Raw genomic sequence first — 25906 nt, 5'->3', positions numbered from 1 at the left:
TTCACTACGCTCGGGCCGGTACTCGCACCGTAGCTCGCACCACCGGCGGAGGTCACCCTGTTCAGCATCACCGTTCGCGACCACGTGATGGTCGCCCACAGCTTCCGCGGCGAGGTCTTCGGTCCGGCGCAACGGCTCCACGGGGCGACGTTCGTGGTGGACGCCCGGTTCAAGCGGGACCGGCTCGACGCGGACAACATCGTGGTCGACATCGGACTCGCGACCGAGCGGCTGCGCGCCGTCCTGGCCGAGCTCAACTACCGCAACCTGGACGACGTGCCGGAGTTCGCCGGGGTGAACACGTCGACCGAGTTCCTGGCCAAGCACATCGCGGACGCGCTCGCGGACGCCGTGCACGCGGGTTCGCTCGGCGAGGGCGCACGCGGGCTGTCCGGGATCGAGGTCACGCTGCACGAGTCGCACGTCGCCTGGGCGAGCTACGAACGCGCGCTGTGACGGTCCACTTCGTCCGTCCCGTGGACGACCCGGCATCGCCCAGCGGCGGCAACGCCTACGACCGCCGGGTCGTCCACGGGTTGGGACAGGTGCGCGACGTCGAGGTGCCCGGCGCGTGGCCGCGACCCGACCCGGCGGCTCGTGCGGCGTTGGGCCGGGTGTTGGCCGCGATCGCGGACGGGTCGGTCGTCGTGCTCGACGGCCTGGTGGCGTGCGGCGTCCCCGAGGTCGTCGTGCCGCACGCCGACCGGCTGCGGCTGGTCGTGCTGGTGCACCTGCCGCTGGCGGACGAGACGGGGCTGGATCCGGCGGTGGCGTCCCGGTTGGACGCCGCCGAAGGCGAGTGCCTGCGCGCGGTCCGCGCCGTCGTGGCCACGAGCCCGTCGGCGGCACGGCGGCTCATGTCACACCACTCCCTCGCCCGGGTCCACGTCGTCGCGCCCGGCGTCGACCCCGCGCCGTCGGCCACCGGCACGGACGGTGCCTCCCGGTTGCTCTGCGTGGCTTCCGTGACGCCGCGCAAGGGGCACGACGTGCTGGTGCGGGCCTTGGCTTCGGTGGCCGACCTGTCGTGGACGTGCGCGTTCGTCGGTGCGCAGCGGTGGCCGGTGCGCGAGGTGGTCGAGCGGCACGGCCTGGGTTCGCGGATCGAGCTGCCGGGCCCCCTCACCGGGCCGTTGCTGGACCGCGCGTACGCGACGGCGGACCTGTTCGTGCTGGCGTCGTGGGCCGAGACGTACGGGATGGTGGTGACCGAGGCGTTGGCGCGGGGCGTGCCGGTGGTGGCCAGCGCCGTGCCGGACGCGCTCGGTGACGGCGGGGTGCTGCTGCCGGCCGGTGACGTGGGGGCGTTCGCCGGGGCGTTGCGGCGGTGGTTGACCGATGACGCGTGGCGGCGTGACCTGCGCGGTCGTGCCCTGGCGCGCCGCCGCCAACTGTCCACTTGGGACGTGACGGCGGCCGGGCTGGCCGAGGTGCTGGCTAGTCTGCGGCCATGAGCACCTTCGCCCCGGAATGGCTGTCCCTGCGCGAGAAGGCCGACGCGGAGGCCCGCGCGCTCGACCTGGTCGACCGGCTCCGCAAGATCGTTCTGAACCGGACACCCCTCGTGGTGCGTGATCTCGGGTGTGGCACGGGATCGTTGGGACGGTGGCTCGCCGGACGGCTGGGAGGTCCGCAGCACTGGGTGCTGCACGACCGCGACCCCCGGCTGCTCAGCATCGCGGCGGCGACCGTGAGCGGGGTGACGATCGAGACGCACGAGGCCGACGTGACCGGGTTGACCGGCGCGGACCTGGCCGGGACGTCGCTGGTCACCGCGTCGGCGCTGCTTGACCTGCTGACGGCGGAGGAGGTGGACGGGCTGGCGGGCGCGTGCGCGGACGCGGGGTGCCCGGCGCTGTTCACGCTGTCGGTGGTCGGCCGGGTGGAGTTCGACCCGGCCGAGCCGCTGGACGCGGACTTCGAGGCGGCGTTCAACGCACACCAGCGCCGGGTGGTCGACGGGCGGCGCCTGCTGGGGCCGGACGCGGTCGACGCGGCGGTGGCGGCGTTCGAGCGGCGCGGGGCCGAGGTGGCGACGAGCCCGAGCCCGTGGCGGTTGGGCCCGGAACAGGCCGCGCTGGCGGGGGAGTGGCTGCGCGGGTGGGTGGCGGCGGCGGTCGAGCAGGAACCCGGCCTGGCCGCCGAGGCACCGTCCTACGTGCGGCGGAAGCTCGAACTCGGACCGCACGTGGTGGTCGGTCACGCGGACCTGCTGGCGGTGCCGAGGTGAGCAGCCGCACGCCCCCGCCCCTGACCCGCCGCTTGCCGCTTGCCTGGCCGTGGCTCCGCCTGGCGGGCGCGGTCGTGATCCTCGTCGGGCTCGGGTGGCGGTTGGGTGCCGAGGCGTTCCTGGCCGGCCTGCGGGCGGTCGACGGCTGGGCCGTGGCCGCCGCCCTGGGCATCGGCTTGCTGACCACCGTGGCGAGCGCGTGGCGGTGGTGCCTCATCGCCCGCCGCCTCGGCCTGCCGCTCACCCTCGCCGCCGCCGTCTCCGACTACTACCGCGCCCTCCTGCTCAACGCCGTCCTGCCCGCGGGTGTGCTGGGTGACGTGCACCGGGCGGTGAGCCACGGTCGGCAGGCCGGTGACGTCGGGCGCGGGGTGCGGGCCGTGGTGTTGGAGCGCGGCGCCGGTCAGGCCGTCCTGATCGCCGTCGGCGTGGCCGTGGTGCTCACGGGATCCGTCCCGGTCGACGTCCCCGCGCCGGCCGTGCCGGCCGCCGTGCTCGTCCTGGCGTCGGCGTGCCTGTCGGCGAAGGTCCGCCGGGCGGTGCGCGCCACCTGGCACGACGCGCGCACCGGCCTGCTCGACCGCGGAGTCCTGCCCGAGGTCGCCCTGCTGTCCGCCGCGGCGCTGGCCGGGCACGTGGCGTTGTTCGCCGTCGCCGCCAGGGCCGCGGGCGCGGAGGTCCCGCTCACCCGGCTGCTCCCGCTGCTCGTGGTGGCCCTGCTGGTGATGGCCGTCCCGCTGAACGTGGGCGGCTTCGGGCCGCGCGAGGCGTTCCTCGCGGTGGCGTTCGGGTCGGCCGGTCTCGGTGCCGCGCAAGGCCTCACGACCGGTGTCGTCTACGGCGTGCTGGCGCTGATCGGCAGCCTGCCCGGCGTGCTCACCCTGTTCCGGACCTCAGAACAGCGCCAGGTACGACCGGAACGACTCGACGAGGACCGCGAGCACGTCCCTGCCCTTGTCGGCTGACGCCAACGACGGCCGCCCGACCACCCCGGACCCCGTGTACGGGCCGAGTCCCAGCGTGAGCAGGTGGGGCCGGTCGTCGGCCAGGTGGTCGGCCGCCTCGTAGCCGGGCCGCACCAGCTCCGGGTGGGCGTGCAGGAGGATGGACGTCTCCAGCTCACCCGCGTGCATGTCGCCGCGCGACGACGTCACCACCCCGGCGGCGGCCCGTGCCGCGGCCCAGTCGCCGCTGCCGGGGAACAACGCCATCCCCTCCGACTCCTGCACCACGTTCGCCAGCACGTAGTTCCCGCCGTGCCCGCTGACCAGCACCAGGTGCGGCACACCCGACCGGCGCAACGAGTCCGCGACGTCCCGCACCACCGCGTACAGCGTGCGCGCCGAGATGCTCACCGTCCCGGGCCACGCGGCGTGCTCGTGCGAGCACGAGATCGTGATCGGCGGCAGCACCTGCACGGGGTGCGCGTCGCCGATGGCCCGGGCGATGGCGCAGGCGACGACCGTGTCCGTGGCCAGCGGCAGGTACGGGCCGTGCTGCTCGTGGCTGCCGACCGGCAGCACCGCCACGGTCGCCGCCCGCGCCCGCACGTCCTCGGTGGTGTCAGGCAGGTACATGCCCGGAACCGTAGTCAACGCGGTGGCACAGCGGCGGCAGCGCGCCACCGGCCAGCAGGGACGGCAGGTCGTCGAACCGGCTCTGCCCGCTGATCAGCGCGTCGAACGCGGGGTCGGCGAGCAGGTCCAGCGCCAACGCCATCCGCTCGGCGTGCGTGCGGTCCGGTCGTGCCACCACACCCACCTGGCTGCTGCGCACCCTCAGCCGCCGCGAGTGGAAGAACTCGCCCAGCGGCACGGACACCGACCGGTCGCCGTACCAGCTCAGCTCCACCACCTGACCCTCCGGCGCGAGCAGCGCCAACGACCGGGCCAACCCCGCCTCGGACGCGCTCGCGTGCACGACCAGGTCGCAGTTCCCCTCGGCGTCCCCGGGCGACGCGAACGCGACCCCCAGCGCGTCGGCCACCGCCGCACGGTCCGGGTCGGCGTCCACGAGGTGCAGCCGCACGCCCGGGAACCGGGCCAGCACGGCGGCCACGGCGCACCCGACCATCCCGCCACCGACGACCGCGATCCGGTCGCCGATCATCGGCTTGGCGTCCCACAGCGCGTTCACCGCCGTCTCCACCGTCCCGGCGAGCACGGCCCGTGCGGCGGGCACCGCGTCCGGCACGGGCGTGACGGCGTCGGCGGGCACCACGTAGTGCGTCTGGTGTGGATAGAGGCAGAACACCGTGCGACCGAGCAGGGGCCCGCGCTCGACCACGCCGACGTTGAGGTAGCCGTACTTCACCGGCCACGGGAACCCGCCCTCCTGGAACGGCGCCCGCATCACGTCGTGCTGGCTCTCCGGCACGCCACCGCGCAGGACCAGGCTTTCCGTGCCCCGGCTGATCCCCGAGTACAGCGTGCGGACCAGCACTTCGCCCGGCCCCGGTTCGGGCAGCGCCACGTCCCGGATCTCACTTTTTCCCGATGAGGTGAACCAGAGGGCCCTCGCAGTGCGTGTCACCTGGTACAACCTCCGAACGACGAGGGGCACGATGACGACACTTCACCACACCCCTGCCCGGCTCGACACCGAGCCGGCCGCGTGGGCAGGCGGCCAGCTGGTCGTCCTCGGCCTGTTGGGCAGCACGGTCGGGCTGGGGCCGCTCGGGTGGCTCGCCGGCGTCGCGTACGCGGTGGCCAACCAGGCGTTGCTCGGTGGTGCGGTGCGCCGGGCGCGGACGGCGCTCGGGCCGGCCGACCGCGTCACGTCGGCCCGGGGGCTGCTGGTCGGCGGCGTCACGGCGTTGGTGGCCGACGGCGGCGACCACACCGCGCTGCTGGTCGTGCTCGCGTCCGTGGCGCTGGCCCTGGACTTCGTGGACGGTCGGGTGGCACGGCGCACGGGCACCGCGTCGGCGTTGGGCGCGCGGTTCGACATGGAGGTCGACGCGTTCCTGATCCTGGTGCTGAGCGCGCACGTCGCCGCGGACCTCGGCCCGTGGGTGCTCGTGGTGGGCGCGCTGCGGTACGCGTTCGTCGCGGCGTCCTGGGGCTGGGCTTGGCTGCGGGGCGCGCTGCCGCCGAGCCGAGCCCGCAAGGTGGTCGCGGCGGTGCAGGGGGTCACCCTGGTCGCCGCCGCCTCCGGCCTGCCGCCGCACCCGACCGTCCTCGTCGGACTCGCGCTGTCCTCGCTGCTCTGGTCGTTCGGCCGTGACATCGCCTGGTTGTGGCGCAACGCCCCCGCACCCGTGGAAGGAGTCAGCCGTGGCTGACGCAGCTCGCCCGAACGTCGTCCGCGACGTCGCCAACATCGCCCTGTGGGTGTTGCAGGTGCTGTTGGCCGCGTACTTCGTCCACAGCGGTGTGTCGCTGCTCGGCGACGACTTCGTGGGCAAGTTCGACCGGATCGGGTCCGGCCAGTGGCTGCGGTACGTGACGGGGGTGCTGGAGATCGCCGGCGCGCTCGGCCTGCTCGTGCCGGTCCTCTGTGGGCTCGCCGGGCTGGGCCTGGCGGGCGTGATGGCCGGCGCGGTCGTCACGGAGCTGTTCGTGCTGCGGGACTCGTCCGGCGCGGTGCTGCCCGCGGTGCTGCTCGTGCTGGCCGCGGTCGTGGCGTGGGGTCGCCGCGACACCGTCCGGGGCCTGCTTCAGCGCTTCGGGAAGTAGCGCAGCACGGCCACGTCGCCGAGCTTGGTCACGTCCTCCAGGTGGAAGCGGCGCGCCGGACCGCCCGGGAACTCGGCCGGGTTGACGAACCGGGGCGCGGTGACCTGCCCGATCAGCATCGGCGCGACCGCCACCCGGACCTCGTCGGCCAGCCCGGCGGACAGGAACGCGGTGTGGACCGTGCCGCCGCCCTCGACCATGAGCCGGTCCACGCCCCGCGCGCCGAGGTCGTCCAGCAACGCCCCGAAGTCGACCGACGGGCCGAGCGACACGACGTCCGCCAGGTCGCCGACGGCCGCGACCGCGCGCCCGTGACCGTGCTCGGCGGTGTAGACGAGCCGGTCGCCGTCCTGCCAGAACGCGCGCGTCCGGTCGAGGTCGCCGCTGCCCGTGACGGTGACCTTCAGCGGGTGCTCGGGCCGGCCCGCCACGACCCGGGCGGCCCGGCGGTCCGCGTGCCGGACCAGCAGGCGCGGGTTGTCGCGCCGGATCGTCGCCGCCCCGACCAGGATCGCGTCGGACTCGGCCCGCGCCTGGTCGACGTGGTCGAAGTCCTCGGCGTTGGACAGCGGGAACCGTTGCTCGTCGCGGTCGTCGATGTAGCCGTCCAGGCTGACGGCCACGCTGAGCAGGACGTGCGGACGGATCACGGACCCACCGTACCGACGGTGCCGTCTAGTACTTGAGGCCGATCCGCGGCGGTCGCGGCTCTCCTACCATCAGCGGGTGTTCCACGTCCTGCGCTCCGCCTGGGTCGAACCCCGGCCGCACCACGCCCCGGCGCGGGTGTGGCGCGACTGGGCACTGGTGGGCGCGCTCGTGCCCGCCGCGCTGCTGGAAGCGGCCCTCCGGCCGGACGTCCCGTGGCGTTTCCCGTGGGCGGCCGTCACGATCGGCCTGCTGCCCACCCTGCTGTGGCGGCGGACCCGGCCGCTGCTCGTGCTCGTCCTGGCGTTCGGCGTCACCGGCCTGGTCCCGCTGATCACCGGCTACGACCGCGGCGAGCCGTACACCGCGGCGTTCCTGCTGGTGCTGGTGTACTCGGTGGTCAGGTGGGGTTCGGGCCGCGAAGCCGTGCTCGGCCTGGCCCTCGTGACCGGCAGCGCGTGCGTGTCCACGGCGCTGCGCGACCTCTCCCTCGCGGACGCGATCGGCGGCCTGACCGTCGTCTTCGCCGCCACCGCCCTCGGCGTCGCCATGCGCTACCGGTCCCGGCTGCGGACCCGTGAGCTCGACCGGGTCAAGCTGCTGGAACGGGAACGGCTGGCCCGCGACCTGCACGACACCGTCGCCCACCACGTGTCCGCCATCGCGATCCGCGCCCAGGCGGGCCTCGCGGTGGGGCACCCGGACGCCGCCGTGGACGCGTTGCGCCTGATCGAGGCCGAGGCCTCGCGCGCCCTGGCCGAGATGCGCGCGATGGTGCGGGTCCTGCGGCGCGGCGAAGCGGCCGACCTCGCACCCAGCCCGCGCATCGCCGACCTCCGGGACCTGGCCACCGCGCACCGCGCCGGCCCGTCGGTCGACGTGGGCATCACCGGCGACCTGGCCGACCTGCACCCGTCGATCGACGCGGCGGTCTACCGCCTGGCCCGGGAAGCCGTGACGAACGCGCAGCGGCACGCCCGGCACGCCACCCGCATCGAGGTCCGCGTCGCCGCCGACGCCACGTCCGTGCACCTGCGCGTCAGCGACGACGGCGAGGGGTCCGCGCCGACCACCCCCGGCTACGGGCTCATCGGCATGTTCGAACGGGCGGACCTGCTCGGCGGCACCTGCGCCGCGGGCCCCGACGACCGGGGCTGGACCGTGACCGCCACCCTGCCCCGGACGGGAACGCCCGCATGAGCGTCCGCGTGGTCGTCGCCGACGACCAGGAGATCGTCCGCACCGGCCTGACCATGATCCTCGACGCCCAACCCGGCATCGAGGTCGTCGGCTCGGCGGGCGACGGGCGGGAAGCCGTGCGCCTCGCCCGGGCCCTGCGCCCGGACGTGTGCCTGTTCGACATCCGCATGCCCGGCGTCGACGGCATCGAGGCCACCCGGCTGCTGGCCGGACCGGACGTGCCGGACCCGCTCGCCGTCGTCGTCATCACCACGTTCGACCTGGACGAGTACGTCTACGCCGCGCTGCGCGCCGGTGCCGTCGGCTTCCTGCTCAAGGACGCCGGGCCCGCCCTGCTCACCCAGGCCGTGCACGCCGCCGCCGAGGGCGACGCGCTGATCGCGCCGAGCATCACCGCCCGGCTGCTCAAGACCTTCGCCGCCGCCGGACCCGCGTCACCCGCGCAACCCGTCGAACCGCTCACCGACCGCGAGGAGCAGGTGCTGGCGACCGTGGCGCGCGGCCGCACGAACAGCGAGATCGCCGGCGAACTGCACATCACCCTGAGCACGGTCAAGACGCACATCGCGAGCCTGATGGCCAAGCTGGGCGCCCGCAACCGCGTCGAGATCGCCCTGTGGGCCTACGAAACCGGCCGGAAGTACTAGTCCGCACCTGCCCGTAGGTACGGCGTCGCGCCGGCTCTTCGCCCGATGTCCCGCGCCGCGCCCGTCCGCAGACTCCCCCCATGACCTCCACCCGCAGGGCCGCCTGGCTCGTGCCCACCGCGTTGATCGCGCTGACCCTCATCCCGATGGCGGGCGGCGCGCTCCGCCTCACCGACCTGGCCGCGGGCGAGGTCACCCCGGAGAACGCGCGGTTCTTCGCCGCACCCGTGCCCGTGCTGCTGCACATCCTCAGCGCCGTCCTCTACTGCCTCGGCGGCGCTTTCCAGTTCACGTCGACCTTCCGCGGACCCACCCACCGCCGCCTCGGCCGAGTCCTCGTCCCCGCAGGCCTCCTGATGGCCCTGACCGGCCTGTGGATGACCCTCTTCCACCCCTACCCGGAAGGCGACGGCGACCTGCTGGCGGCGTTCCGGCTCGTGGCGGGCTCCACCACCGTCCTGGCCCTCGTCCTCGGCTTCCTCGCGATCCGCCGCCGCGACGTCGCCCGCCACCGCGCGTGGATGATCCGCGGCTACGCGCTCGCCCAGGGCGCGGGCACGCAGGCGCTGGTCACCATCGCGTGGGTGCTGCTCGTCGGCCCGGCCACCGGCCTGACCAGGACCCTGCTGCTCGGCGCCGCCTGGGTGATCAACGCCGCCGCGGCGGAATGGCTCATCCGTGAACCGCACCGCCGTCGCCGCGCGTTGTACCGGTCAGGACGCCTGGAGAGGACGGCATGACCGAACACCTCGCACGCAGGGCCGCCACGACGCTGGCGGCCCTGCTCGTCCTGTCCGCCCTGCTGCTCCCGAGCGACGTCGACTCGTTGACCCCCACCACGTTCCTGCGCCTGCCGGTGGAAGCCCTGCTGGGCGTGGTGCTGGTGCTCGTGCTCCCGGAACGCGCGCGCAGAACCGCGGCACCCGCCGCCGGCGCGCTCCTGGGCCTGCTGCTCGTGCTGAAGGTCCTGGACATCGGCTTCGACGCGGTGCTGTACCGGCCGTTCGACCTCGTGCTCGACTGGCCCTTGCTCGAACCCGCGGTGGACTACGTGGACGTGACCGCGGGCCGGTTCGCCGCCGTCGCCGCGGTGCTCGCCACCGTGCTGCTCGCCTCCGCACTGGTCGTCCTGACCGCACGGTCCGCCGCTCGGCTCGGCACCGTGGTGGCCCGCCACCGACGGGTCGCCACCCGCGTGGTCGCCGTGCTCGCCGTCGTCTGGACCACCCTCCCGATCTCCTCGCACGGCACCGCGGCGTTCGTCCACGACCAGGCGCTCCGGGTCGGGGCGAGCCTGCGCGACCGCCACGACTTCGCCGCCGAATCGGCCACCGACCCCTTCGCCGCGAGCGACGAACTGCTCGGCGGTCTGCGCGGCAAGGACGTCGTCATCGCGTTCGTGGAGAGCTACGGCCGGTCCGCCGTGGAACACCCGGACATCGCCCCGCGGGTGACCGCCGCCCTCGACGCCGGCACCGGCCGCCTGGCCGCCGCCGGCTACGGCTCCCGCAGCGCGTTCCTGACCTCGCCGACGGCGGGCGGCGGTAGCTGGCTCGCCCAGGCCACCCTCCTGTCCGGGCTGTGGGTGGACAACCAGCAGCGCTACCGCACCCTGCTGGCCGGCGACCGGTTGACGCTCGGCGGCGCGTTCCGGCGCGCGGGCTGGCGCTCGGTCGGCGTCATGCCGGGCATCACGAAGGCCTGGCCGGAGGGCGACTTCTTCGACTACGACCGGATCTACGCGTTCGACGACCTCGACTACCGCGGTCCGCGCTTCGGCTACGCCACCACACCCGACGAGTTCACCCTGTCGCGGTTCCAGCAGTTCGAGCGCGCCGACGCGCACACCCCCGTGATGGCCGCCATCCCCCTGCTGTCCAGCCACGCCCCGTGGTCACCCGCGCCCACAGCGGTCGGCTGGGACGACCTCGGCGACGGCTCGGTCTACCACTCCATGACCTCCGGCGAGGCGCCCGCCGAGGCCGTGTTCGGCCGCGAGCCGACCCTCGTCCGCGCCGACTACGCACGCACCGTCGAGTACTCCGTGAACACCCTCGTGTCCTACGTCGAGACCTACGGCGACGACGACCTCGTGCTCGTGTTCCTCGGCGACCACCAACCCGCCCCCTTCGTCACCGGACCCGACGCGGGCCGCGACGTGCCGATCACCGTCGTGTCCCGCGACCGGACCGTGCTGGACCACGCCACCGGCTGGGGCTGGACCGACGGTCTCCGACCGGGCCCTCAAGCACCCGTGCGCCCCATGAACACCTTCCGCGACCAGTTCCTGACCACGTTCGGCCAGACCTCGCCGTGATCGAACCGGACCGCCTCCCCCCTGGTGGTCACCGGCACCGACCCGGAGAACGGCGGCCGGTGAACCGGCTCGAACATGGGCCGCGTCGACATTGCCGAGCTCCTGGGCAACGCCGTCGACCGCACCATGACCACCCTCCGCGCACCTCTCACCCATCCGTGAAAAGTCTTTGTCACCCCCCGCCGACATCCGCTGAACTGCCCCCATGAGCGACCGACCCGCCGTCCGACCCACACCCGTGAGCGGCTTCCCGGAGTGGCTGCCGCACGTGCGCCTGGTCGAACCGCGCTGGCTGGACGCGATCCGCGCCGCCTTCGAGCGCTACGGCTTCTGCTCCGTCGAAACCCCGTCCGCCGAACGCCTGGACGTCCTGCTGTCCAAGGGCGACACGTCCAAAGAGGTCTACACGCTCGGCCGCGTCCACGACGGGGACCAGGACCCCACCGGGGACGACTCCCGGCTGGGACTGCGCTTCGACCTGACCGTGCCGCTCGCCCGCTACACCGCCCAGCACTTCAACGACCTGGTCTTCCCGTTCAAGCGCTACCAGATCCAACGCGTGTGGCGTGGCGAGCGGCCCCAGGACGGCCGGTTCCGCGAGTTCACCCAGTGCGACATCGACGTGATCAACCCGGGCGAGGTGCCGATCCACTTCGACGCCGAGCTGCCGCGCATCGTGCACGAGGTGCTGACCTCCCTGGACCTCCCCGCCTGGACCATCAACGTCAACAACCGCAAGGTCCTGCAAGGCTTCTACGAGGGCCTGGGCATCAGCCGGCCGCTCGACGTCGTCCGAGCCGTGGACAAGATCGACAAGATCGGTCCGGACGGCGTCGCCCGCGTCCTGGCCGACCGGCTCGACCCGGCTCAGCTCCGGTCCGTGCTCCGCCTCGCCGGGCTGCGCGGCGGCCCGGCGGAGGTGCGCGAGCTCGGCGTGCGGTCACCGTTGCTGGACGAGGGCCTGGAGGAACTGGACTTCGTCCTCCGCGAGCTGTCCGACCTGCCCGGGGTGGTCGCGGACTTCTCCATCGCCCGCGGCCTGGACTACTACACCGGCACGGTCTACGAGGGGAAGTTCGTGGACTGGCCGGAGTACGGCGCGATCTGCTCCGGTGGCCGCTACGACGACCTGGCCGGGTCGTTCAGCCGGCGGGAACTGCCCGGTGTCGGCATGTCGATCGGGTTCTCCCGGATCTTCGCCAAGGTGCTGTCCGCCGGCTTGCTCGACCCGGGCCCGAGCTCGCCCGCCGACGTCCTCGTCGTGCTGCCGAAGGACCGCCGCCCGATCGCCACCTCGACCGCCAGGACCCTCCGGGACCGCGGGTTCAACGTCGAGCTGTACCACCAGGAGGACAAGGTCGCCAAGCAGCTCCGGTACGCCTCGCGCAAGGGCATCGGGTTCGCGTGGTTCCCGCCGTTCGAGGACGGGCGCCCGCACGAGGTGAAGGACCTCGCCGCCGGCACCCAGACCACGACCGACCCGACCACCTGGTCACCCGGAGGTCAGCGCCCGGCCAACCGGTCCGGGACCGGCGCCAACGGGTAGGCCTGCCAGAAGAACCGGTCCGCGGCGTGCTGGTCACCGGCGAAGTTGACCGCCTCCACGATCCGCCGCCCGCGGATCCGGAACGCCAACGCCCACGTGATGTCCAACCCCGCCGGCCGGGTGCTCCACCCGCGGTGCAGGTCGACGACCCACTCGCCGTCCGCCGCTAAAAAGATCGGCTCGGCCCGGAAACCCGCCTTCGCCAGCTCGGCGAAGAACGCCACCACCTCCTCGACCCCGACCTTCGTGCCCGACAACGGGTGGTGGCCGGGGATCGTCCACCGGACGTCGTCGGCGAAGAAGCGCCGCAGGGCGTCCACGTCCCCCGATCCGTACGCCGCGTAGTAGTCCTTGATGAGCTTCACGTTGGGGTGCTCCGGCGCGGCGCTCGCGGTGCCCGCGCCCAGCAACGACCCCGCCGCCACGCCCACCGCGCTCGCCCCGAGCCCGCGCAACACGTCGGCACGGGACAGGTGTTCGGTCATGTCCGCTCCTCGATCGTCCGTTCACCCGATCGTGCGGAGTTCACCCGCCCGGTGTCCAAGACCTGTGCCCATGCCGATCGGTAATGGACAGGACCGCAAGGGTCCCGGTACGTCACGATGCCGTCGTGGACGAACTGGAACGCCTCCTGGACGACCGGCGGCCTCGCTCTCGCGCCTGGACCGAGCCGGACCCCGTGCTGGCCCTGCTGACCTCCGTCGAGGCCGCGGGTGACGAGGCGACCGGCCTGGCGGCGCTGACGGCGCTGGCCCGTCGGCCGGGTGCGGTGATCCGGCTGGACGTCGCCGCCCGCCGCACGCACCGGCCCGAGGGCTCCGGGCGGTGGACCGCGCCGTCCTCGCCGCTGGGTCTCGCGCTGGCGTGCACGCACCGCGACGGCCGCATCCGGGAACGTGCCGTGCGGGAGGTCGTGGCGCGCCCGTTGCCGGAGCTGGTGCCGTTCCTGGTGGTGCGGACCGGCGACTGGGTCCGGGAGGTGCGCGACCGCGCCCGCGCCGGGCTGGCCGTGCTGCTGCACGACGACCCCGCGCGGTTCCTGCCGGCCGCGGCCGGGGTGGGGCTGCGGATCGAGCGGTGGTTGCGCGGGACGTTCGTGCGCAACCAACTCCTCGCCACGGCGACCGATCCCCGCGCGCCGCTGGAGTCGTTGCTGGCGTCACCGGACCGCGAGGTGCGGCTGTTCGCCTTCACCGCCGGGACGTGGCGGCTGGACCGGAAGGTGTCGGTGGCGTTGACGGCGCCGGACGTGCGGTTGCGGTCGGCTGCCGCGGAGGCGGTGGCGCGGGACTGCGCGTGGACCGGGCGGGTGGAGGTGCTGCGGCGGCTGGCCGCGTCACCGCACGCCGAGGTGCGGGTGCAGGCGTTGACCGGGCTGGTGCGGTTGGGGCGTGACGCGGAAGTCCTGCCGTACTTGGACGACACGTCGTCGCTGGTGCGTGCGCTGGCACGGGCGGCGGCGTCACGGCAGGGCGTGGACGTGCCGGCGTACTACCGGTCGCGCGTGAGTCCGGGTGCGATCGACGGGTTCGCCGAGGTGCGTGGCGACGGTCGGCACCTGGTCGAGCTGCTGTCGCACCCGTCGGCGACGATCCGCGCCCGCGCGGTGCGGGCGTTGCGGCTGCTGGAACAGGCACCGGCCGACCGCGTGCTGTCGATGCTGCGCGACCCGTCGTCCCCGGTGGTGCGTGAGGCGACCGCGGCGGTCCGGTCGGTACCTCCGACCCTGCCGTGGGAGCTGCTGGCCGACGAACGGCCCGCCGTGCGGTTGGCCGGGTACCGGTTGGCGCGACAGCTCGGGCCGGTCGCCGAGCTGCGGGCGGCGTTGACGGCGGTGGGGGACGGGCACGTCCGGTTGGCGCGGCGGGGTCGGGCGGACGCCGCGCGCATGGCGCGGTCCCTGGTGTCGGTGCCGTGGCGGCGGCGGACCGTCGTGCCGTTGGAACCGGGCGCGCAGGACGGGCCGGAGCTGCGGGCGTTGCTGGAGCGGGCCGCGGCCGGGCTGGACGAACAGACCTCGCACCTGTTGCGCGAGCACCTGGCCCGACCCGACCGCCCGGTCCCCTGAAACCCGGACGTCAGGTGCGCATCTCGCGCGTGCGCCACAGCACGAGCACGAAGTACGGCGTGCCGACCAACGCGATCACCAGCCCGGCGGGCACCTGCGCGGGTGCGATCACCGTCCGGCCCACCGTGTCCGCCACGCTCACCAGCACAGCGCCCAACGCCGCCGCGACCGGCAGCACGCGCGCGTGCCGACCACCGACCAGCGACCGCGCCAGGTGCGGCGCGACCAGCCCGACGAACGCCACCACGCCGATCGCCGACACCGCGGTGGCCGCCAGCACGCCCGCCGCCAGCAGGATCACCAGCCGCGACCGCTCCACCCGCATCCCGAGCACGCGCGGCGTGTCCTCGTCCAGGCTGTGCAGGTCCAGCTCGCGGTGCCGCGCCCACAGCAACGGCGTCAGCAGCGCCAGCGCCAGCGCCGTCGGCACCACCTGCTCCAGCGTCCGCCCGTAGGTGGAGCCGGACATCCACGTCAACGCCTTCGCCGTGTTCCACGGGTCCGACGTCACGATCAGCAGCGTGATCAGCGCCATGCCGGCCGACCACATCGCGATGCCGATCACGACCAGCCGGTCCGAGTCCAGCCCGGACCGCCACGCCAGCCCGTAGACCAGCGCGAACGCCGCCATCGCGCCCGCACCGGCCGCGCCCGCGATGTGCCACGCGCCGGCCATCGGCACGACCGTGATCAACGTGATGGCGCCCAGCCCCGCGCCCGCCGTGATGCCGAGCAGGCCGGGTTCGGCCAACGGGTTGCGGCTCACCGACTGGATGCCGCACCCGGCCACGGCCAGCGCCGCGCCCGCCACCAGCGCCGCCAGCACCCGCGGCAGCCGCTGGTCCAGCACGAACGTCAACGCGGTGCCGGTACGGCCGGCGAACCAGTTCGCCAGGTCGCCCAGCAGCACCACCCGGTCGCCGAGCATCAGCCCGACCGCCGGCGCGGCGACCAGCAGCACGACCAGCACCACCGACGTCACCACCAGCCGCCGGGACGACGTGGCCACCCCGACCCGACCGGCGGGCGCCTGCCGCGGCGTCCCGCTCGAACGCCCGCGCCGCGCCAGCCAGATCAGCACGACCGCGCCGAGGATCGTCGTCATCACGCCCGTCGGCACCCGCACCGCCGCGGCCGACCCCATGACCGCCCGCAGCAGCACGTCCGCGCCCAGCACGATCACCACGCCGACCAGCCCGGACACCGGCAGCAGCAGCCGGTGCCTGCCCAGGCCCGGCACGAACGGCGTCAGCAGCCGGGTGATCACCGGCGCGCTCAACCCGACGAACCCGATCGGCCCGGCGATCGTCACCGCCGCCGCGGTCAGCGCCACCGTCAGCAGCACCGCGCCCACGCGCGTGCGCCGCACCTTCAGCCCCAGCACGGTCGCGTTGTCGTCGCCCAGGGCGAGGACGTCCAGCGACCGGCCCATCACCAGCAGCGCCGCCACCGCGACCGCCACGACCGGCGTCATCTGCGCGGTCGCGTCCAGGTCGCTCACCGTCAGCGAGCCCGAGCCCCAGGCGAACAGCCCGGTCGTCTCCTGCTCGAACATCAGCAGCAGCAGGATCGTCGCCGACTGGAGCGTCAGCATGACCGCCGAGCCGACGAGCACGAGCCGCGGGCTGGTCGACCCGCCGCCGGACAACCCCAGCACGACCACCGACGCCGCGAGCCCGCCGACGAACGCCGCCGCGCCCGCGGGCAGCGTGGGCAGGCTCAGCCCGAACGCGGCGATCGCGACCACGGCCAGGTGCGCGCCCGCGTTCACGGCGAGCGTGTCCGGCGAGGCCAACGGGTTGCGCGCCACCGACTGCATGCCCGCGCCGGCGACGCCCAACGCGACGCCGAGCAGCAGCGCGGCCAGCAGGCGCGGCACGCGCGAACCCTCCAGCACGGCGAGGGTCTGCGCGTCCCCGTTGCCCAACACGGCGCTGAGCACGTCGAGCACACCGGTCGACGCGGTGCCCTGGGTGAGGTGGACGGCGGAGAGCACGGCGATGAGCGCCACGATCCCCGCCGTCACGACGGCGGTGCGCATCATCAGGCGGTGGCAGCCTTCACGAACTGCTCGGCGACGTGGATGACCGACTTCGGCCCGCCGAACGTCCACGTGCCCGGCTCCAGCTTGACCACCTTCTCGCTCACCACGAACGGCAGCCGCTGCCACACCGGGTTCTGCGCGAGGCCGGTGGTGAACACGTCGTCCTCGGACGCGCTGTAGAACAGCACGGTCTTCGGGTCGGTGACCGCGGTCAGGCCCTCGACGTCGGTGGCGCCCAGGCCCCACTGCGGGTCGACCTCGCCGGTCCACGCGTTCTTGAAGCCGACGGCCTCGGCGGTGTCGGAGACCAGCGAGCCCTTGCCGAACGGGCGGATGTTGACCGTGCTGCCCTCGAGCCAGCCGTCGGCCATGAGGAACGGCGTGCCGGCCGCGCCCTTGGCCTCCACGGCCTTCTTGCCGTCGGCGAGCGCGGTGTCCAGTTCGGACAGCAGCTTGTCGCCCTCGGCGGCCTTGCCGATCGCCTGCGCGATCAGCTTGGTGTCCTCGCGCAGCCGGTCGAGGTTGCGGGTGGCGTCGCTGGCCTGGGTGACGACCACGGGGACGTACTTCTCGAGCTGGCCGACCAGCGTCTCGTACCGGCCCTTGGCCATGATCACCAGGTCGGGGTCGAGCGCGACGATCGAGTCGACGCTGGGCTCGTTGCGCTTGCCGACGTCCTTGACGTCGGCGGCGAGCGGCACGGACGCGTCCCACGTCTTGTAACCGGCGGCGTCCGCGACACCCACGGGCATGACACCCAGCGAGGCGACGGTTTCGGTCTCGGCCCATTCCAGCGTGACGACCTTCGTCGCCGGGGCGTCGAGCTTGACCTCCTTGCCGCGGGCGTCGGTCACGGTGACCGGGCCGCCGGTGGACTCGGTCGGGGTGGTCGTCGGCGTCTCCGTCGTGCCGCACGCGGACAGCAGCACGGCCGCCGTCACGAGGGCAGGGGCGAGCAAGCGCATGGCTGGTACCTCTCAGGGGTGAAGGGGGAAGGGCTCAGGCCGGTCGCGGGGTGTGCCTGCCGAGGGGGCGGCAGTGGATGGCCCCGGTCACCGGGTCGTCGGCGACGTGGACCGTGACGCCGTAGGCGTGGGTCAGGTGCTCACCGGTGAGGACATCGCGGACCCCGCCCGCCGCGACGACCCGGCCCTCGCTGAGCAGCACGACCTCGTCGGCGATGATCGCCGCGTGGTCGAGGTCGTGCAGCACGACGCCGACCGCCACGTCGTGGTCGTTCGCCAGGTCGCGCACGACGTCGAGGACTTCGACCTGGTAGCGCAGGTCGAGGTGGTTGGTGGGCTCGTCCAGCAGCAGCACGGAGGTCTGCTGCGCCAGGCACGACGCGAGCCACACGCGCTGCAGCTCGCCGCCCGACAGCTCGTCCACGCCCCGGTCGGCCATCGGGGCGACGCCGGTCAGGTCCATGGCGCGCTCGATCGCGGCGCCGCCCTCCAGGTCCACCCCGCGCCACCCCGTCCGGTAGGGGTACCGGCCGTAGGAGACGACGTCGCGCACCGAGACCCCCGAGGGCGTCGGCCGCTGCTGGGTGAGCAGGGTGACGTTGCGGGCGAACTCCTTGCCGGACAGGGGCGCGTGGCCCCACACCGTCCGCTCGCCCATCCGCACCTGCCCGCCGCGCGGCCGGTGCAGGCGCGCCAGGGAGCGCAGGACCGTCGACTTGCCGGAGCCGTTGGGCCCGACGAGCGCCGTGACGGTCCCGGCCCGCAACCCGAGCGAGACACCGTGCACCACCGCGCGGTCGTGGTGCGCGAGAACCAGTTCCTCACCGGCGAGCAGCGCGTCTCCCGTGGACATGAGGGGAGCCTAACCTAAGGTCGCGAATCACCCATATGGGCGTGATCTACTGCACTCCTCGGCCTATTTGGTAACGCGGCGCAACCAAGATCCTCAGCCGAAGTGGCGCCGCGTGTCGGCCACGAGCGAGTCGAACACCAGCGCGTTGAGCCGGTCGCCCACCTTGACCGCGGGTTCGTAGGCGAACGTCCACGTCAGCCTGCTGCCCTCCGCCGACCGCTCCACCAGGTAGTCCTCGCCGAACCGCCGGAACACCGGCAGGTTCGCCCGGTCCACCGCGAACGACTGCCGCCTGCCCTCCTCCCAGCGGATGAAGACCTCGCGCAGGCGCAGCACGCCCAGCACCGCCGCCGTGCGCGTCGTGCCCACCCCGAACGGGCGAGGGGAGGTGTACTCGACCGACGACAGCAGCCGGCACCACCACAGCGGGTTGGAGGCGGCCAGGCCGCGCCACACACGTTCGGGTGACGCCGGCAGGTCCAGCACGTAGCTGCGGCGCTGCGGCGCGGCGTCGAAGAAGTCCACCTCGAACGGCTCCAGGCTGGGCACGTCATCCAGTGTGACCCCTGCGTGCCGGTTTCACCGCTCGCCCACGCGTCGTACCGCACCGGTCGAACCGGACGACGGCCGTCGAGCACCCACAGCGGCAACCGTTGATCCGGTCGGGCGGACCCGGTGCCCGAACGTGTGGATCAGCGCCGCCGACCCTTGGCCGTCGCACCCGGCACTGGTTGCGTACACCGGGTACTCCCGACGAGAGGTGCGAGCCGATGGCGCAGCCGTTCCAGCTGCCGGAGTTCTACCTGCCCCACCCGGCGCGGCTGAACGCCAACCTCGACCGCGCGCGGGCGCACACCAAGGCGTGGGCGTACGAGATGGACATGATCGACGTGCCGCAGCACGGCACCGTCATCTGGTCCGAGCGGGACCTCGACTCGCACGACTACGCGCTGCTGTGCGCCTACACCCACCCGGACGCCTCCGCGGCCGACCTCGACCTGGTCACCGACTGGTACGTGTGGGTCTTCTACTTCGACGACCACTTCGTGGAGCTCTACAAGCGCAACCCGGACGTGGCGGGCGCGAAGGCCTACCTCGACCGGCTGCCGCTGTTCATGCCGGTCGACGGCGCGATCACGGCCGAGCCGACGAACCCGGTCGAGAAGGGCCTGGCCGACCTGTGGACCCGCACCGTCGGCAGCCACTCGCCGGACTGGCGCCGCCGGTTCGCCGACAACACCGAGCACCTGCTGGACGAGTCCATGTGGGAGCTGCTCAACATCTCCGAGGGCAGGCTCGCCAACCCGATCGAGTACGTCGAGATGCGCCGCAAGGTGGGCGGCGCGCCCTGGTCGGCGAACCTGGTCGAGCACGTCACCGGCATGGAGGTGCCCGCCCGGATCGCCCTGACCCGCCCGATGGGCGTCCTGCGCGACACGTTCGCCGACGCCGTGCACCTGCGCAACGACCTGTTCTCCTACGAGCGCGAGGTGCTCGACGAGGGCGAGCTGAGCAACGGCGTGCTGGTGCTGGAGGAGTTCCTGGACATCCCGACCCAGGAAGCCGCCGAGCGGGTCAACGACCTGCTCACGTCCCGCCTGCACCAGTTCGAGCACACCGCCGTGACCGAGGTGCCGCTGCTGCTGGACGAGCACGCGGTCGACCCGGCGGGCCGACTCGCCGTGCTGGCGTACGTGAAGGGCCTGCAGGACTGGCAGTCCGGCGGCCACGAGTGGCACGCCCGTTCGAGCCGCTACATGAACGAGGGCGCGGTCACCGCGAACCCGGTGCTCGGCGGCCCGACCGGGCTGGGCACGAGCGCCCTGCGCTCGCTCGTCGCCACCGCGCCGCAACGCCTGCGCGGCTTCAGCCACGTGCCGTTCGAGGAGGTGCCGCCGCTGCCCGAGCCCGCGCTGGACATGCCGTTCGAGCTGGCGGTCAGCCCGCACTGGGCGGACGCGCGGGAGAAGAGCGTCGCGTGGGCGCGGGAGATGGGCTTCTTCGACGACGTGCCGCGCGTGTGGACCGAGGACAAGTTGCGCGACTACGACCTCGCGCTGTGCTCGGCGGGCATCGACCCGGACGCCGGCGCGGCGGAGCTCGAGATCAACGCCCTGTGGCTGACCTGGGGCACCTACGGCGACGACTTCTACCCGGTCGCGTTCGGCCGCTCCCCGGACCTGGCCGTGGCCAAGGCCGCCACCGACCGGCTCAAGCAGATGATGCCGCTGGAGGGCGCGCCGCCGCCACCGGTGACGCCGCTGGAACGCGGTCTCGCGGACGTCTGGCAGCGGACGACGGCCCCGATGCCGCTGGGCAACCGGCAGCAGTTGCGCCACGCGCTGGAGCTGATGCTCGACAGCTGGCTGTGGGAGCTGAAGAACCAGCACGAGAACCGGGTGCCCGACCCGGTCGACTACGTGGAGATGCGCCGGCACACGTTCGGCTCGGAGCTGACCATGAGCCTGGCCCGGCTGGGCCACGGCAGGCTGGTGCCCGAGGAGGTCTACCGGACCCGCACCATCGCCAACATCGAGAACTCGGCGATGGACTACGCCATCATCCTCAACGACCTCTTCTCCTACCGGAAGGAGATCCAGTTCGAGGGCGAGGTGCACAACATCGTGCTCGTCGTGCGCACGTTCCTCGACGTGGGCTTGGACCGGGCGATCCAGGTGGCGACGGACCTGGCGAACGCGCGGCTGGACCAGTTCCGGCACTCGGTCGCGGTGGAGCTGCCCGCGTTGGTCGAGGAGCTCCGGCTCGACCAGGACGCGCGGGCCGCGCTCGACGCCTACGTCGGCGAGTTGCGCGACTGGCTGGCGGGCATCCTCAACTGGCACCGCAACGCGGTCCGCTACCACGACGCGGACCTGGCCAAGCACTTCGGCGACCGGGAGGTCGCGTTCCCGTCGCACGCCCTGCGCGGTCCCACCGGCCTCGGCACGAAGTCGGCCCGCGTCCTGGTGAACAACGGCTGACACGAGGACGGCCGCCCCCAGGTCGACCGTCCTCGTGCGTTCGAGGTGACCGCGTCCTCGCACGGGGGTGCGGACACACCGCGGCGTCCCAACCGGCAGGGGGAGCACCGGTCGGGACGTCGACCCCTCGTTCCGGCGGAGGTGTGGGGCAGCTCCACCGGGTCACTTCATCGATCCGCGGTCATGGGGACACCCTGCTGGGCCGAACGTGAGCGAACCTAGGATGAACCTTGAACCGGCTGTTCGAGGGGGCGCGAGCGTGGACTTCGGGCTGCTCGGCGGCGTCCGGGCGCGGGTCGGCGGTGCCGACCTCGACATCGGGCACACCCGTCGCCGCAGCGTGCTCGCGGCGTTGCTGCTGGAGCAGGGCCGGCCGGTGCCCGCGGAACGGCTCGTCGACCGGGTCTGGGGCGAGCAGCCGCCGCTGCGGGCCAGGGAGACGCTGTACGGGTACCTCTCCAAGCTGCGGGCGGCCGGGATCGACATCCGGCGCCGGTCCGGCGGCTACCTGCTGGAGACCGACCGGGTCGACCTGGTCGAGTTCCGCACCCTGGTCGAGCAGGCCCGCGGTGAACGCGACGACGAGCGTGCCGCCGAGCTGTACGACCGGGCGTTGCGGCTGTGGCGCGGTGACGCGCTGGACGGGCTCGACTCGCCGTGGTTCGACCAGGTCAGGCAGTCGTTGCAGGCCGAACGGGCGGCCGTCGAGCTGGACCGCAACGACGTGGAGATCCGGCTGGGCCGCCACGCCGCCCTGCTGCCGGCCCTCCGCGACGCGGCGCGGGCCCACCCGCTGGACGAGCGGTTGGCCGGTCAGCTCGTGCTCGCCCTGCACCGCAGCGGCCGGTCGTCGGAGGCGTTGCGGCACTACGACGCGTTGCGGCGCACGCTCGCCGACGAGCTGGGCACCGACCCCGGCAAGCCGCTGCAAGACCTCTACCTGCAACTCCTGGGTCAGCAGCCGGCAGCGGAGACCACCGGGGCGGAGCCGGCCCGCGCGGTGCCGCGGCAGTTGCCCGCGCCGCAGCGCTGGTTCACCGGCCGGGAGAAGGAGGTCGCCGACCTCGCCGAACCGTCGTCCACCGTCGTGATCACGGCGATCGGCGGCGCGGGCGGCATCGGCAAGACGGCGTTGGCGCTGCACTGGGCGCACCAGCACGTCGACGACTTCCCGGACGGCCAGCTCTACGTCAACCTGCGCGGGTTCGACCCGGTCGGCGACCCGGTCACGCCGCAGAACGCGCTGCGCGGCTTCCTCGAAGCCCTCGGCGTCGGCGATCCGCCCGCCGACCTCGACGCCCAGGCCGCCCTCTACCGCAGCCTGCTCGCGGACAAGCGGGTGCTGGTGGTGCTGGACAACGCCCGGGACACGGCGCAGGTCACGCCCCTGCTGCCCGGTGGCGCGCGCTGCACCGTGCTGATCACCAGCCGGTTGCAGCTCCTCGGCCTGCTCACGGCGCACGGTGCGCGCTCGGTCGTGCTGGACGTCCTGGACGAGCACGAGTCCCGCGCGTTCCTGGTGGCCCGGTTGGGCGCGCAACGGGTCGACGCCGAGCCGGACGTGACGCGTGAGCTGCTGGAGCTGTGCGGCGGCCTGCCGCTGGCGTTGAGCATCATCGCGGCGCGGGCCGTGACGCAGCCGGACCTGCCGCTGTCGGCGCTCGCCGAGGAGCTGGAGGAGCAGCGGCTCGACGCGTTGGACGACCTCAGCGCCGACCTGCGCACGGTGTTCGCCTGCTCGTTACGGGTGCTCAGTCCCGCGGCGGTGGAGCTGTTCGGGCTGATCGGCCTGACCTCCGCGCCGGAGCTGAGCCTGAAGGCGATCACCGCCCTCACCGGCCGCACCGCCACGCGCCGCCTGCTGCGCGAACTGGAAGCCGCCCACCTGGTGCACCAGCACCGCGTGGGCCGCTACCGCATGCACGACCTCGTCCGCCTCTACGCGGCCGAGGTCGCTCCCGCGCGCGCCGACGCCAACCTGGAGGCGTTCATCGGCTACTTCGCCGCCACCGCGCACGACGGCGACCGATTGATCGAACCGCACCGCCCCCCGATCACCGCGCCGGCCGGTGATGCGGCTCCGCTGTCCGACGTGACGGCCGCGATGGACTGGTTCGACGCCGAGTACGAGTCCCTGCTGGCGGCGCAGCGGCTGGCCGCGGACCACCGTTGGCACGACGTGGCCTGGCACTTGGCGTGGGCGTTGACGAACTACCACCTGCGGCGTGGCCACGCGGTGGAGGACATCGCGGTGTGGGGGATCGCGCTGGGTGCCGCGGACGCGCTGGGTGACCGGTTCAAGCAGGTGTCGGCGCACAAGTTCCTCGGCATGGCGTTGACCGACGTGGGCCGTTACGACGAGGGCGACCACCACCTGCGGCAGGCGTTGGAGCTGGTGGAGGACGACTACGGCAAGGCCGCGGCCCACCGCGCGATGGCGTGGGCGATGGAACGGCGGGGTGACGTCGCCGGTGCCCTGGTGCACGCGCGGGCGCAGTTGGAGTTGTTCCGGGCGCTCGGTCTCGAAGTGCGCATCGCCGAGGCGCTGAACGACGTGGGCTACCGGATGGCGCGGCTCGGTGACCACGCGGGTGCCGAGGACCACTGCCGCGAAGCGCTGGCGCTCAACCGGAAGCTGGGCCACGTCGACGGCGAAGCGGCCACTTCGGACAGCCTGGGCTACATCGCCCACCACCACGGCCGCGACGCCGACGCGGTGGAGCACTACCGGCACGCGTTGAAGCTCTACCGGCGGTTGGACAACTCCTACGAGGAGGCCAGCGTGCTGCGCCACTTCGGCGACGTCCTGGCCGTCCTGGGCCGCGACGAGGAAGCCCGCGACGCCTGGCAACGCGCCCTGACCCTCTTCCGCGCCCAGGGCCGGGTCGAGGACGCGGACGGCGTCCTCGACCTGCTCGGCTGACCACGCCGGCGCTGCCCGCCCGCCGCGAGCGACCCCGCCGCCAACACCGCGACGCCCGTCCGGAACCCGCCGCCAACGCCACCACCGGCGCCCACCGCGGCCTGACCTGCGCTTCCTGCGTCATGACGGGGGACGCTACGACCGCTCACCGACCGGTCGGATCCGTCAGGTGACCAGTCACGTGACGGATTCCCCCGCCCCCGCCCGCTCCTAGCGTCGGCACCACACAACCGAGGGAGGAACCACCGTGATCAAGCTCGCGATCATCGTCGGCAGCACCCGCAAGGGCCGGTTCGCACCGGTCGTGGCGAACTGGTTCGCCGACCGGGCCAAGCAGCGCGACGACCTCAGCGTGGACGTGCTCGACCTCGACGACCTGGACCTGCCGGACCGGCTGCACGCGTTCGGCGAGGACCCGGCCCCGGAGGTCGCGCTGGTCTCGCCGCGCCTGCGCGACGCGGACGCGTTCGTCGTCGTCACCCCCGAGTACAACCACAGCTTCCCCGCCCCGCTGAAGAGCGCCATCGACTGGCACTTCACCGAGTGGCAGGCCAAGCCGGTCGGGTTCGTGTCCTACGGCGGCGTCGGCGGCGGGTTGCGCGCGGTCGAGCAGTTGCGGCAGGTCTTCGCCGAGCTGCACGCCGTCACCGTGCGGGACGCGGTCAGCTTCCACGGCGCGTGGTCCCGGTTCGACGAGGCCGGGAACCCGGTGGACGCGGACGCGGTGGACAAGGCCGCCGCGACCGTGCTCGACCAGCTCGTCTGGTGGGGCACCGCGCTCAAGGAGGCCCGCGCCAAGCGGCCTTACGGGGCCTGACGTGCGGGCCGTGCGGCTGCACGCGTTCGGCGACGACCTCGGGTGCGAGCAGGTCGAGGACCCGTCGCCCGGACCGGGGCAGGTGCGGATCGCGGTGCGCGCGGCGGGCGTGCACCTGGTGGACGCGCTGATCCGACGCGGCCGCGCCGAGTGGGTGCCGCTGCCGGACCTGCCCGCCGTGCCGGGGTCCGAGGTGGCCGGTGTCGTCGACGCGCTCGGCCGTGACGTGGACGAGGCGTGGCTGGGGGAGCGGGTCGTGACGCAGCTCGGCTTGGCGGGCGGCGGGTACGCCGAGCTGGCGGTGCGGGAGGTCGGCGCGCTGCACGTCATCCCGGACGGCCTCGACTTCCCGGCCGCCGTGGCGATGATCTGCACCGGCGCCACGGCGCTGGGCGTGGTCGACGCGGCGGCCCCGGGCCCGGACGACGTGGTCCTGGTGACGGCCGCCGCGGGCGGTGTCGGGACGATGGTCACGCAGGGTGCGTCACGGGCCGGCGCGCTGGTCGTGGGTCTGGTCGGGTGCGAGGAGAAGCGGCGGGTGGCGTTGCGGGCGGGAGCGTCGATCGCGGTCGACTACCGGCGCGCGGGGTGGCAGGACGAGGTGGTCGCCCGTCTCGGCGGCCGGGAGGTGACGGCGGTGCTGGACGGTGTCGGCGGCGAACCGGGCCGGGCGGCGGTGGAGCTGCTCGCGCCGGGTGGCCGGGTGGTGCTGTTCGGGTCGTCGTCGGGGGAACCGACCCGCCTCACGACGGACGACCTGTTCGCCCGCGCCCTGACCGCGACGGTCGCCGCGGGGCCGCACGTGGCCAAGCGGTCGGGCGGCCTGCGCGCTCTGGAGGCCCGCGCCCTGACCGCCGCCGCGACCGGTGTCCTGACCCCGTTCGTGCAGGCGTTCCCGCTGGTCGAGGCCAGCCGGGCGCACGAGGCGATGGAGAGCAGGCACACGGTCGGCAAGGTCGTCCTGCTCCCGGACGCCGGCTAGGGTCGTGA

24 protein-coding genes are annotated in these 25906 nt (G+C 73.6%); 16 read left to right on the top strand and 8 right to left on the bottom strand.

What is annotated here, in order from left to right:
* The first annotated feature begins 57 nt into the window (after nucleotides 1–57).
* Genes FHX81_RS15715 through FHX81_RS15700 form a run of 4 tightly spaced genes read left to right on the top strand, consistent with a single transcriptional unit; the run spans nucleotide 58 to nucleotide 3195 of the window.
* Nucleotides 58–456, top strand: coding sequence for a 6-pyruvoyl trahydropterin synthase family protein (locus FHX81_RS15715; RefSeq protein ID WP_141978880.1), 399 nt, complete (start codon nucleotides 58–60; stop codon nucleotides 454–456).
* Entirely contained in the window at nucleotides 453–1454 is a 1002-nt protein-coding gene (locus FHX81_RS15710; RefSeq protein ID WP_141978879.1) for a glycosyltransferase family 4 protein, read from the top strand. Before FHX81_RS15715 ends, FHX81_RS15710 begins: the two co-directional genes overlap by 4 nt.
* Nucleotides 1451–2230 carry a class I SAM-dependent methyltransferase gene (locus FHX81_RS15705; protein ID WP_141978878.1) on the top strand — a complete coding sequence of 260 codons (780 nt, stop codon included), beginning with the start codon at nucleotides 1451–1453 and terminating at the stop codon, nucleotides 2228–2230. The genes FHX81_RS15710 and FHX81_RS15705 overlap by 4 nt, the downstream gene beginning before the upstream one ends.
* Entirely contained in the window at nucleotides 2227–3195 is a 969-nt protein-coding gene (locus tag FHX81_RS15700) for a lysylphosphatidylglycerol synthase transmembrane domain-containing protein (RefSeq protein ID WP_246107836.1), read from the top strand. Before FHX81_RS15705 ends, FHX81_RS15700 begins: the two co-directional genes overlap by 4 nt.
* On the opposite strand, the gene FHX81_RS15695 is transcribed toward FHX81_RS15700, so the two are convergent.
* On the bottom strand, nucleotides 3124–3807 hold the full coding sequence (locus FHX81_RS15695; RefSeq protein WP_141978877.1) for a creatininase family protein: 684 nt from the start codon (nucleotides 3805–3807) through the stop codon (nucleotides 3124–3126). The two genes, FHX81_RS15700 and FHX81_RS15695, sit on opposite strands and share 72 nt — an antisense overlap.
* Entirely contained in the window at nucleotides 3794–4762 is a 969-nt protein-coding gene (locus FHX81_RS15690) for a zinc-dependent alcohol dehydrogenase (RefSeq protein WP_141978876.1), read from the bottom strand. Before FHX81_RS15690 ends, FHX81_RS15695 begins: the two co-directional genes overlap by 14 nt.
* A gap of 31 nt (nucleotides 4763–4793) precedes the next feature.
* Between FHX81_RS15690 and FHX81_RS15685 the strand changes: the two genes are divergently transcribed.
* Nucleotides 4794–5513, top strand: a complete 720-nt coding sequence (locus FHX81_RS15685) for a CDP-alcohol phosphatidyltransferase family protein (protein WP_141978875.1) — start codon at nucleotides 4794–4796, stop codon at nucleotides 5511–5513.
* Nucleotides 5506–5907 carry a DoxX family protein gene (locus FHX81_RS15680; protein ID WP_141978874.1) on the top strand — a complete coding sequence of 134 codons (402 nt, stop codon included), beginning with the start codon at nucleotides 5506–5508 and terminating at the stop codon, nucleotides 5905–5907. Before FHX81_RS15685 ends, FHX81_RS15680 begins: the two co-directional genes overlap by 8 nt.
* Here FHX81_RS15680 and FHX81_RS15675 read toward each other — a convergent pair.
* Nucleotides 5889–6557, bottom strand: a complete 669-nt coding sequence (locus FHX81_RS15675; RefSeq protein ID WP_141978873.1) for a RibD family protein — start codon at nucleotides 6555–6557, stop codon at nucleotides 5889–5891. The two genes, FHX81_RS15680 and FHX81_RS15675, sit on opposite strands and share 19 nt — an antisense overlap.
* Nucleotides 6558–6633: 76 nt before the next feature.
* On the opposite strand from FHX81_RS15675, the gene FHX81_RS15670 reads away from it, so the two are divergent.
* From FHX81_RS15670 to hisS, 5 genes are all read left to right on the top strand, one after another.
* Complete coding sequence (locus FHX81_RS15670; RefSeq protein ID WP_141978872.1) at nucleotides 6634–7755, top strand: sensor histidine kinase; 1122 nt, start codon at nucleotides 6634–6636, stop codon at nucleotides 7753–7755.
* Nucleotides 7752–8402 (top strand): response regulator, encoded by a 651-nt coding sequence (locus FHX81_RS15665; protein ID WP_141978871.1) that lies wholly within the window; start codon nucleotides 7752–7754, stop codon nucleotides 8400–8402. Before FHX81_RS15670 ends, FHX81_RS15665 begins: the two co-directional genes overlap by 4 nt.
* Before the next feature lie 80 nt (nucleotides 8403–8482).
* Nucleotides 8483–9142, top strand: a complete 660-nt coding sequence (locus FHX81_RS15660) for a DUF2306 domain-containing protein (RefSeq protein WP_141978870.1) — start codon at nucleotides 8483–8485, stop codon at nucleotides 9140–9142.
* Entirely contained in the window at nucleotides 9139–10719 is a 1581-nt protein-coding gene (locus FHX81_RS15655) for a sulfatase-like hydrolase/transferase (protein ID WP_141978869.1), read from the top strand. The genes FHX81_RS15660 and FHX81_RS15655 overlap by 4 nt, the downstream gene beginning before the upstream one ends.
* A gap of 205 nt (nucleotides 10720–10924) precedes the next feature.
* Entirely contained in the window at nucleotides 10925–12265 is a 1341-nt protein-coding gene (gene hisS / locus FHX81_RS15650; protein WP_141978868.1) for a histidine--tRNA ligase, read from the top strand.
* Here hisS and FHX81_RS15645 read toward each other — a convergent pair.
* Complete coding sequence (locus FHX81_RS15645; RefSeq protein WP_141978867.1) at nucleotides 12223–12750, bottom strand: nuclear transport factor 2 family protein; 528 nt, start codon at nucleotides 12748–12750, stop codon at nucleotides 12223–12225. The genes hisS and FHX81_RS15645 overlap by 43 nt on opposite strands.
* A gap of 125 nt (nucleotides 12751–12875) precedes the next feature.
* Between FHX81_RS15645 and FHX81_RS15640 the strand changes: the two genes are divergently transcribed.
* The gene (locus FHX81_RS15640; RefSeq protein WP_141978866.1) at nucleotides 12876–14333 is read left to right on the top strand and encodes a hypothetical protein; all 1458 of its coding nucleotides are present in this window, start codon (nucleotides 12876–12878) and stop codon (nucleotides 14331–14333) included.
* A gap of 10 nt (nucleotides 14334–14343) precedes the next feature.
* Here the strand turns inward: FHX81_RS15640 and FHX81_RS15635 are convergent, their stop codons facing one another.
* The 4 genes from FHX81_RS15635 to FHX81_RS15620 all read right to left on the bottom strand — a co-directional run bounded on the left by FHX81_RS15635 (nucleotide 14344) and on the right by FHX81_RS15620 (nucleotide 18744).
* Entirely contained in the window at nucleotides 14344–16377 is a 2034-nt protein-coding gene (locus FHX81_RS15635) for an iron ABC transporter permease (RefSeq protein ID WP_141978865.1), read from the bottom strand.
* Nucleotides 16377–17342: an ABC transporter substrate-binding protein gene (locus FHX81_RS15630; protein WP_141978864.1), complete on the bottom strand. Its 966-nt coding sequence runs from the start codon at nucleotides 17340–17342 to the stop codon at nucleotides 16377–16379. Before FHX81_RS15630 ends, FHX81_RS15635 begins: the two co-directional genes overlap by 1 nt.
* Before the next feature lie 34 nt (nucleotides 17343–17376).
* Complete coding sequence (locus FHX81_RS15625; RefSeq protein ID WP_141978863.1) at nucleotides 17377–18195, bottom strand: ABC transporter ATP-binding protein; 819 nt, start codon at nucleotides 18193–18195, stop codon at nucleotides 17377–17379.
* A 93-nt stretch (nucleotides 18196–18288) separates the two neighbouring features.
* Complete coding sequence (locus FHX81_RS15620) at nucleotides 18289–18744, bottom strand: SRPBCC family protein (RefSeq protein WP_211363493.1); 456 nt, start codon at nucleotides 18742–18744, stop codon at nucleotides 18289–18291.
* 221 nt (nucleotides 18745–18965) lie between these two features.
* Between FHX81_RS15620 and FHX81_RS15615 the strand changes: the two genes are divergently transcribed.
* The 4 genes from FHX81_RS15615 to FHX81_RS15600 all read left to right on the top strand — a co-directional run bounded on the left by FHX81_RS15615 (nucleotide 18966) and on the right by FHX81_RS15600 (nucleotide 25898).
* Nucleotides 18966–21176, top strand: a complete 2211-nt coding sequence (locus FHX81_RS15615) for a terpene synthase family protein (protein WP_141978861.1) — start codon at nucleotides 18966–18968, stop codon at nucleotides 21174–21176.
* A 259-nt stretch (nucleotides 21177–21435) separates the two neighbouring features.
* Nucleotides 21436–24099 carry an AfsR/SARP family transcriptional regulator gene (locus FHX81_RS15610; protein ID WP_246107835.1) on the top strand — a complete coding sequence of 888 codons (2664 nt, stop codon included), beginning with the start codon at nucleotides 21436–21438 and terminating at the stop codon, nucleotides 24097–24099.
* 247 nt (nucleotides 24100–24346) lie between these two features.
* Nucleotides 24347–24916 carry an NADPH-dependent FMN reductase gene (locus FHX81_RS15605; protein ID WP_141978859.1) on the top strand — a complete coding sequence of 190 codons (570 nt, stop codon included), beginning with the start codon at nucleotides 24347–24349 and terminating at the stop codon, nucleotides 24914–24916.
* Between the two features lies 1 nt (nucleotide 24917).
* Nucleotides 24918–25898 carry a zinc-binding dehydrogenase gene (locus FHX81_RS15600; RefSeq protein WP_141978858.1) on the top strand — a complete coding sequence of 327 codons (981 nt, stop codon included), beginning with the start codon at nucleotides 24918–24920 and terminating at the stop codon, nucleotides 25896–25898.
* The last annotated feature ends 8 nt before the right edge of the window (nucleotides 25899–25906 follow it).

The sequence above is a fragment of the Saccharothrix saharensis genome (genome assembly GCF_006716745.1).
GTDB classification, from domain to species: Bacteria; Actinomycetota; Actinomycetes; order Mycobacteriales; family Pseudonocardiaceae; genus Actinosynnema; species Actinosynnema saharense.
Note: the sequence above shows the minus strand (reverse complement) of the source record. Positions and strands in the feature narration are given on the sequence as shown.

Excerpts from the sequence above, each read along its gene's own strand:
- FHX81_RS15705 (WP_141978878.1), top strand. The coding sequence starts at position 1,451 with ATGAGCACCTTCGCCCCGGAATGGCTGTCCCTGCGCGAGAAGGCCGAC.
- FHX81_RS15695 (WP_141978877.1), bottom strand. The coding sequence starts at position 3,807 with ATGTACCTGCCTGACACCACCGAGGACGTGCGGGCGCGGGCGGCGACC.
- FHX81_RS15685 (WP_141978875.1), top strand. The coding sequence starts at position 4,794 with ATGACGACACTTCACCACACCCCTGCCCGGCTCGACACCGAGCCGGCC.
- FHX81_RS15665 (WP_141978871.1), top strand. The coding sequence starts at position 7,752 with ATGAGCGTCCGCGTGGTCGTCGCCGACGACCAGGAGATCGTCCGCACC.
- FHX81_RS15660 (WP_141978870.1), top strand. The coding sequence starts at position 8,483 with ATGACCTCCACCCGCAGGGCCGCCTGGCTCGTGCCCACCGCGTTGATC.
- FHX81_RS15655 (WP_141978869.1), top strand. The coding sequence starts at position 9,139 with ATGACCGAACACCTCGCACGCAGGGCCGCCACGACGCTGGCGGCCCTG.
- hisS (WP_141978868.1), top strand. The coding sequence starts at position 10,925 with ATGAGCGACCGACCCGCCGTCCGACCCACACCCGTGAGCGGCTTCCCG.
- FHX81_RS15645 (WP_141978867.1), bottom strand. The coding sequence starts at position 12,750 with ATGACCGAACACCTGTCCCGTGCCGACGTGTTGCGCGGGCTCGGGGCG.
- FHX81_RS15635 (WP_141978865.1), bottom strand. The coding sequence starts at position 16,377 with ATGATGCGCACCGCCGTCGTGACGGCGGGGATCGTGGCGCTCATCGCC.
- FHX81_RS15630 (WP_141978864.1), bottom strand. The coding sequence starts at position 17,342 with ATGCGCTTGCTCGCCCCTGCCCTCGTGACGGCGGCCGTGCTGCTGTCC.
- FHX81_RS15625 (WP_141978863.1), bottom strand. The coding sequence starts at position 18,195 with ATGTCCACGGGAGACGCGCTGCTCGCCGGTGAGGAACTGGTTCTCGCG.
- FHX81_RS15615 (WP_141978861.1), top strand. The coding sequence starts at position 18,966 with ATGGCGCAGCCGTTCCAGCTGCCGGAGTTCTACCTGCCCCACCCGGCG.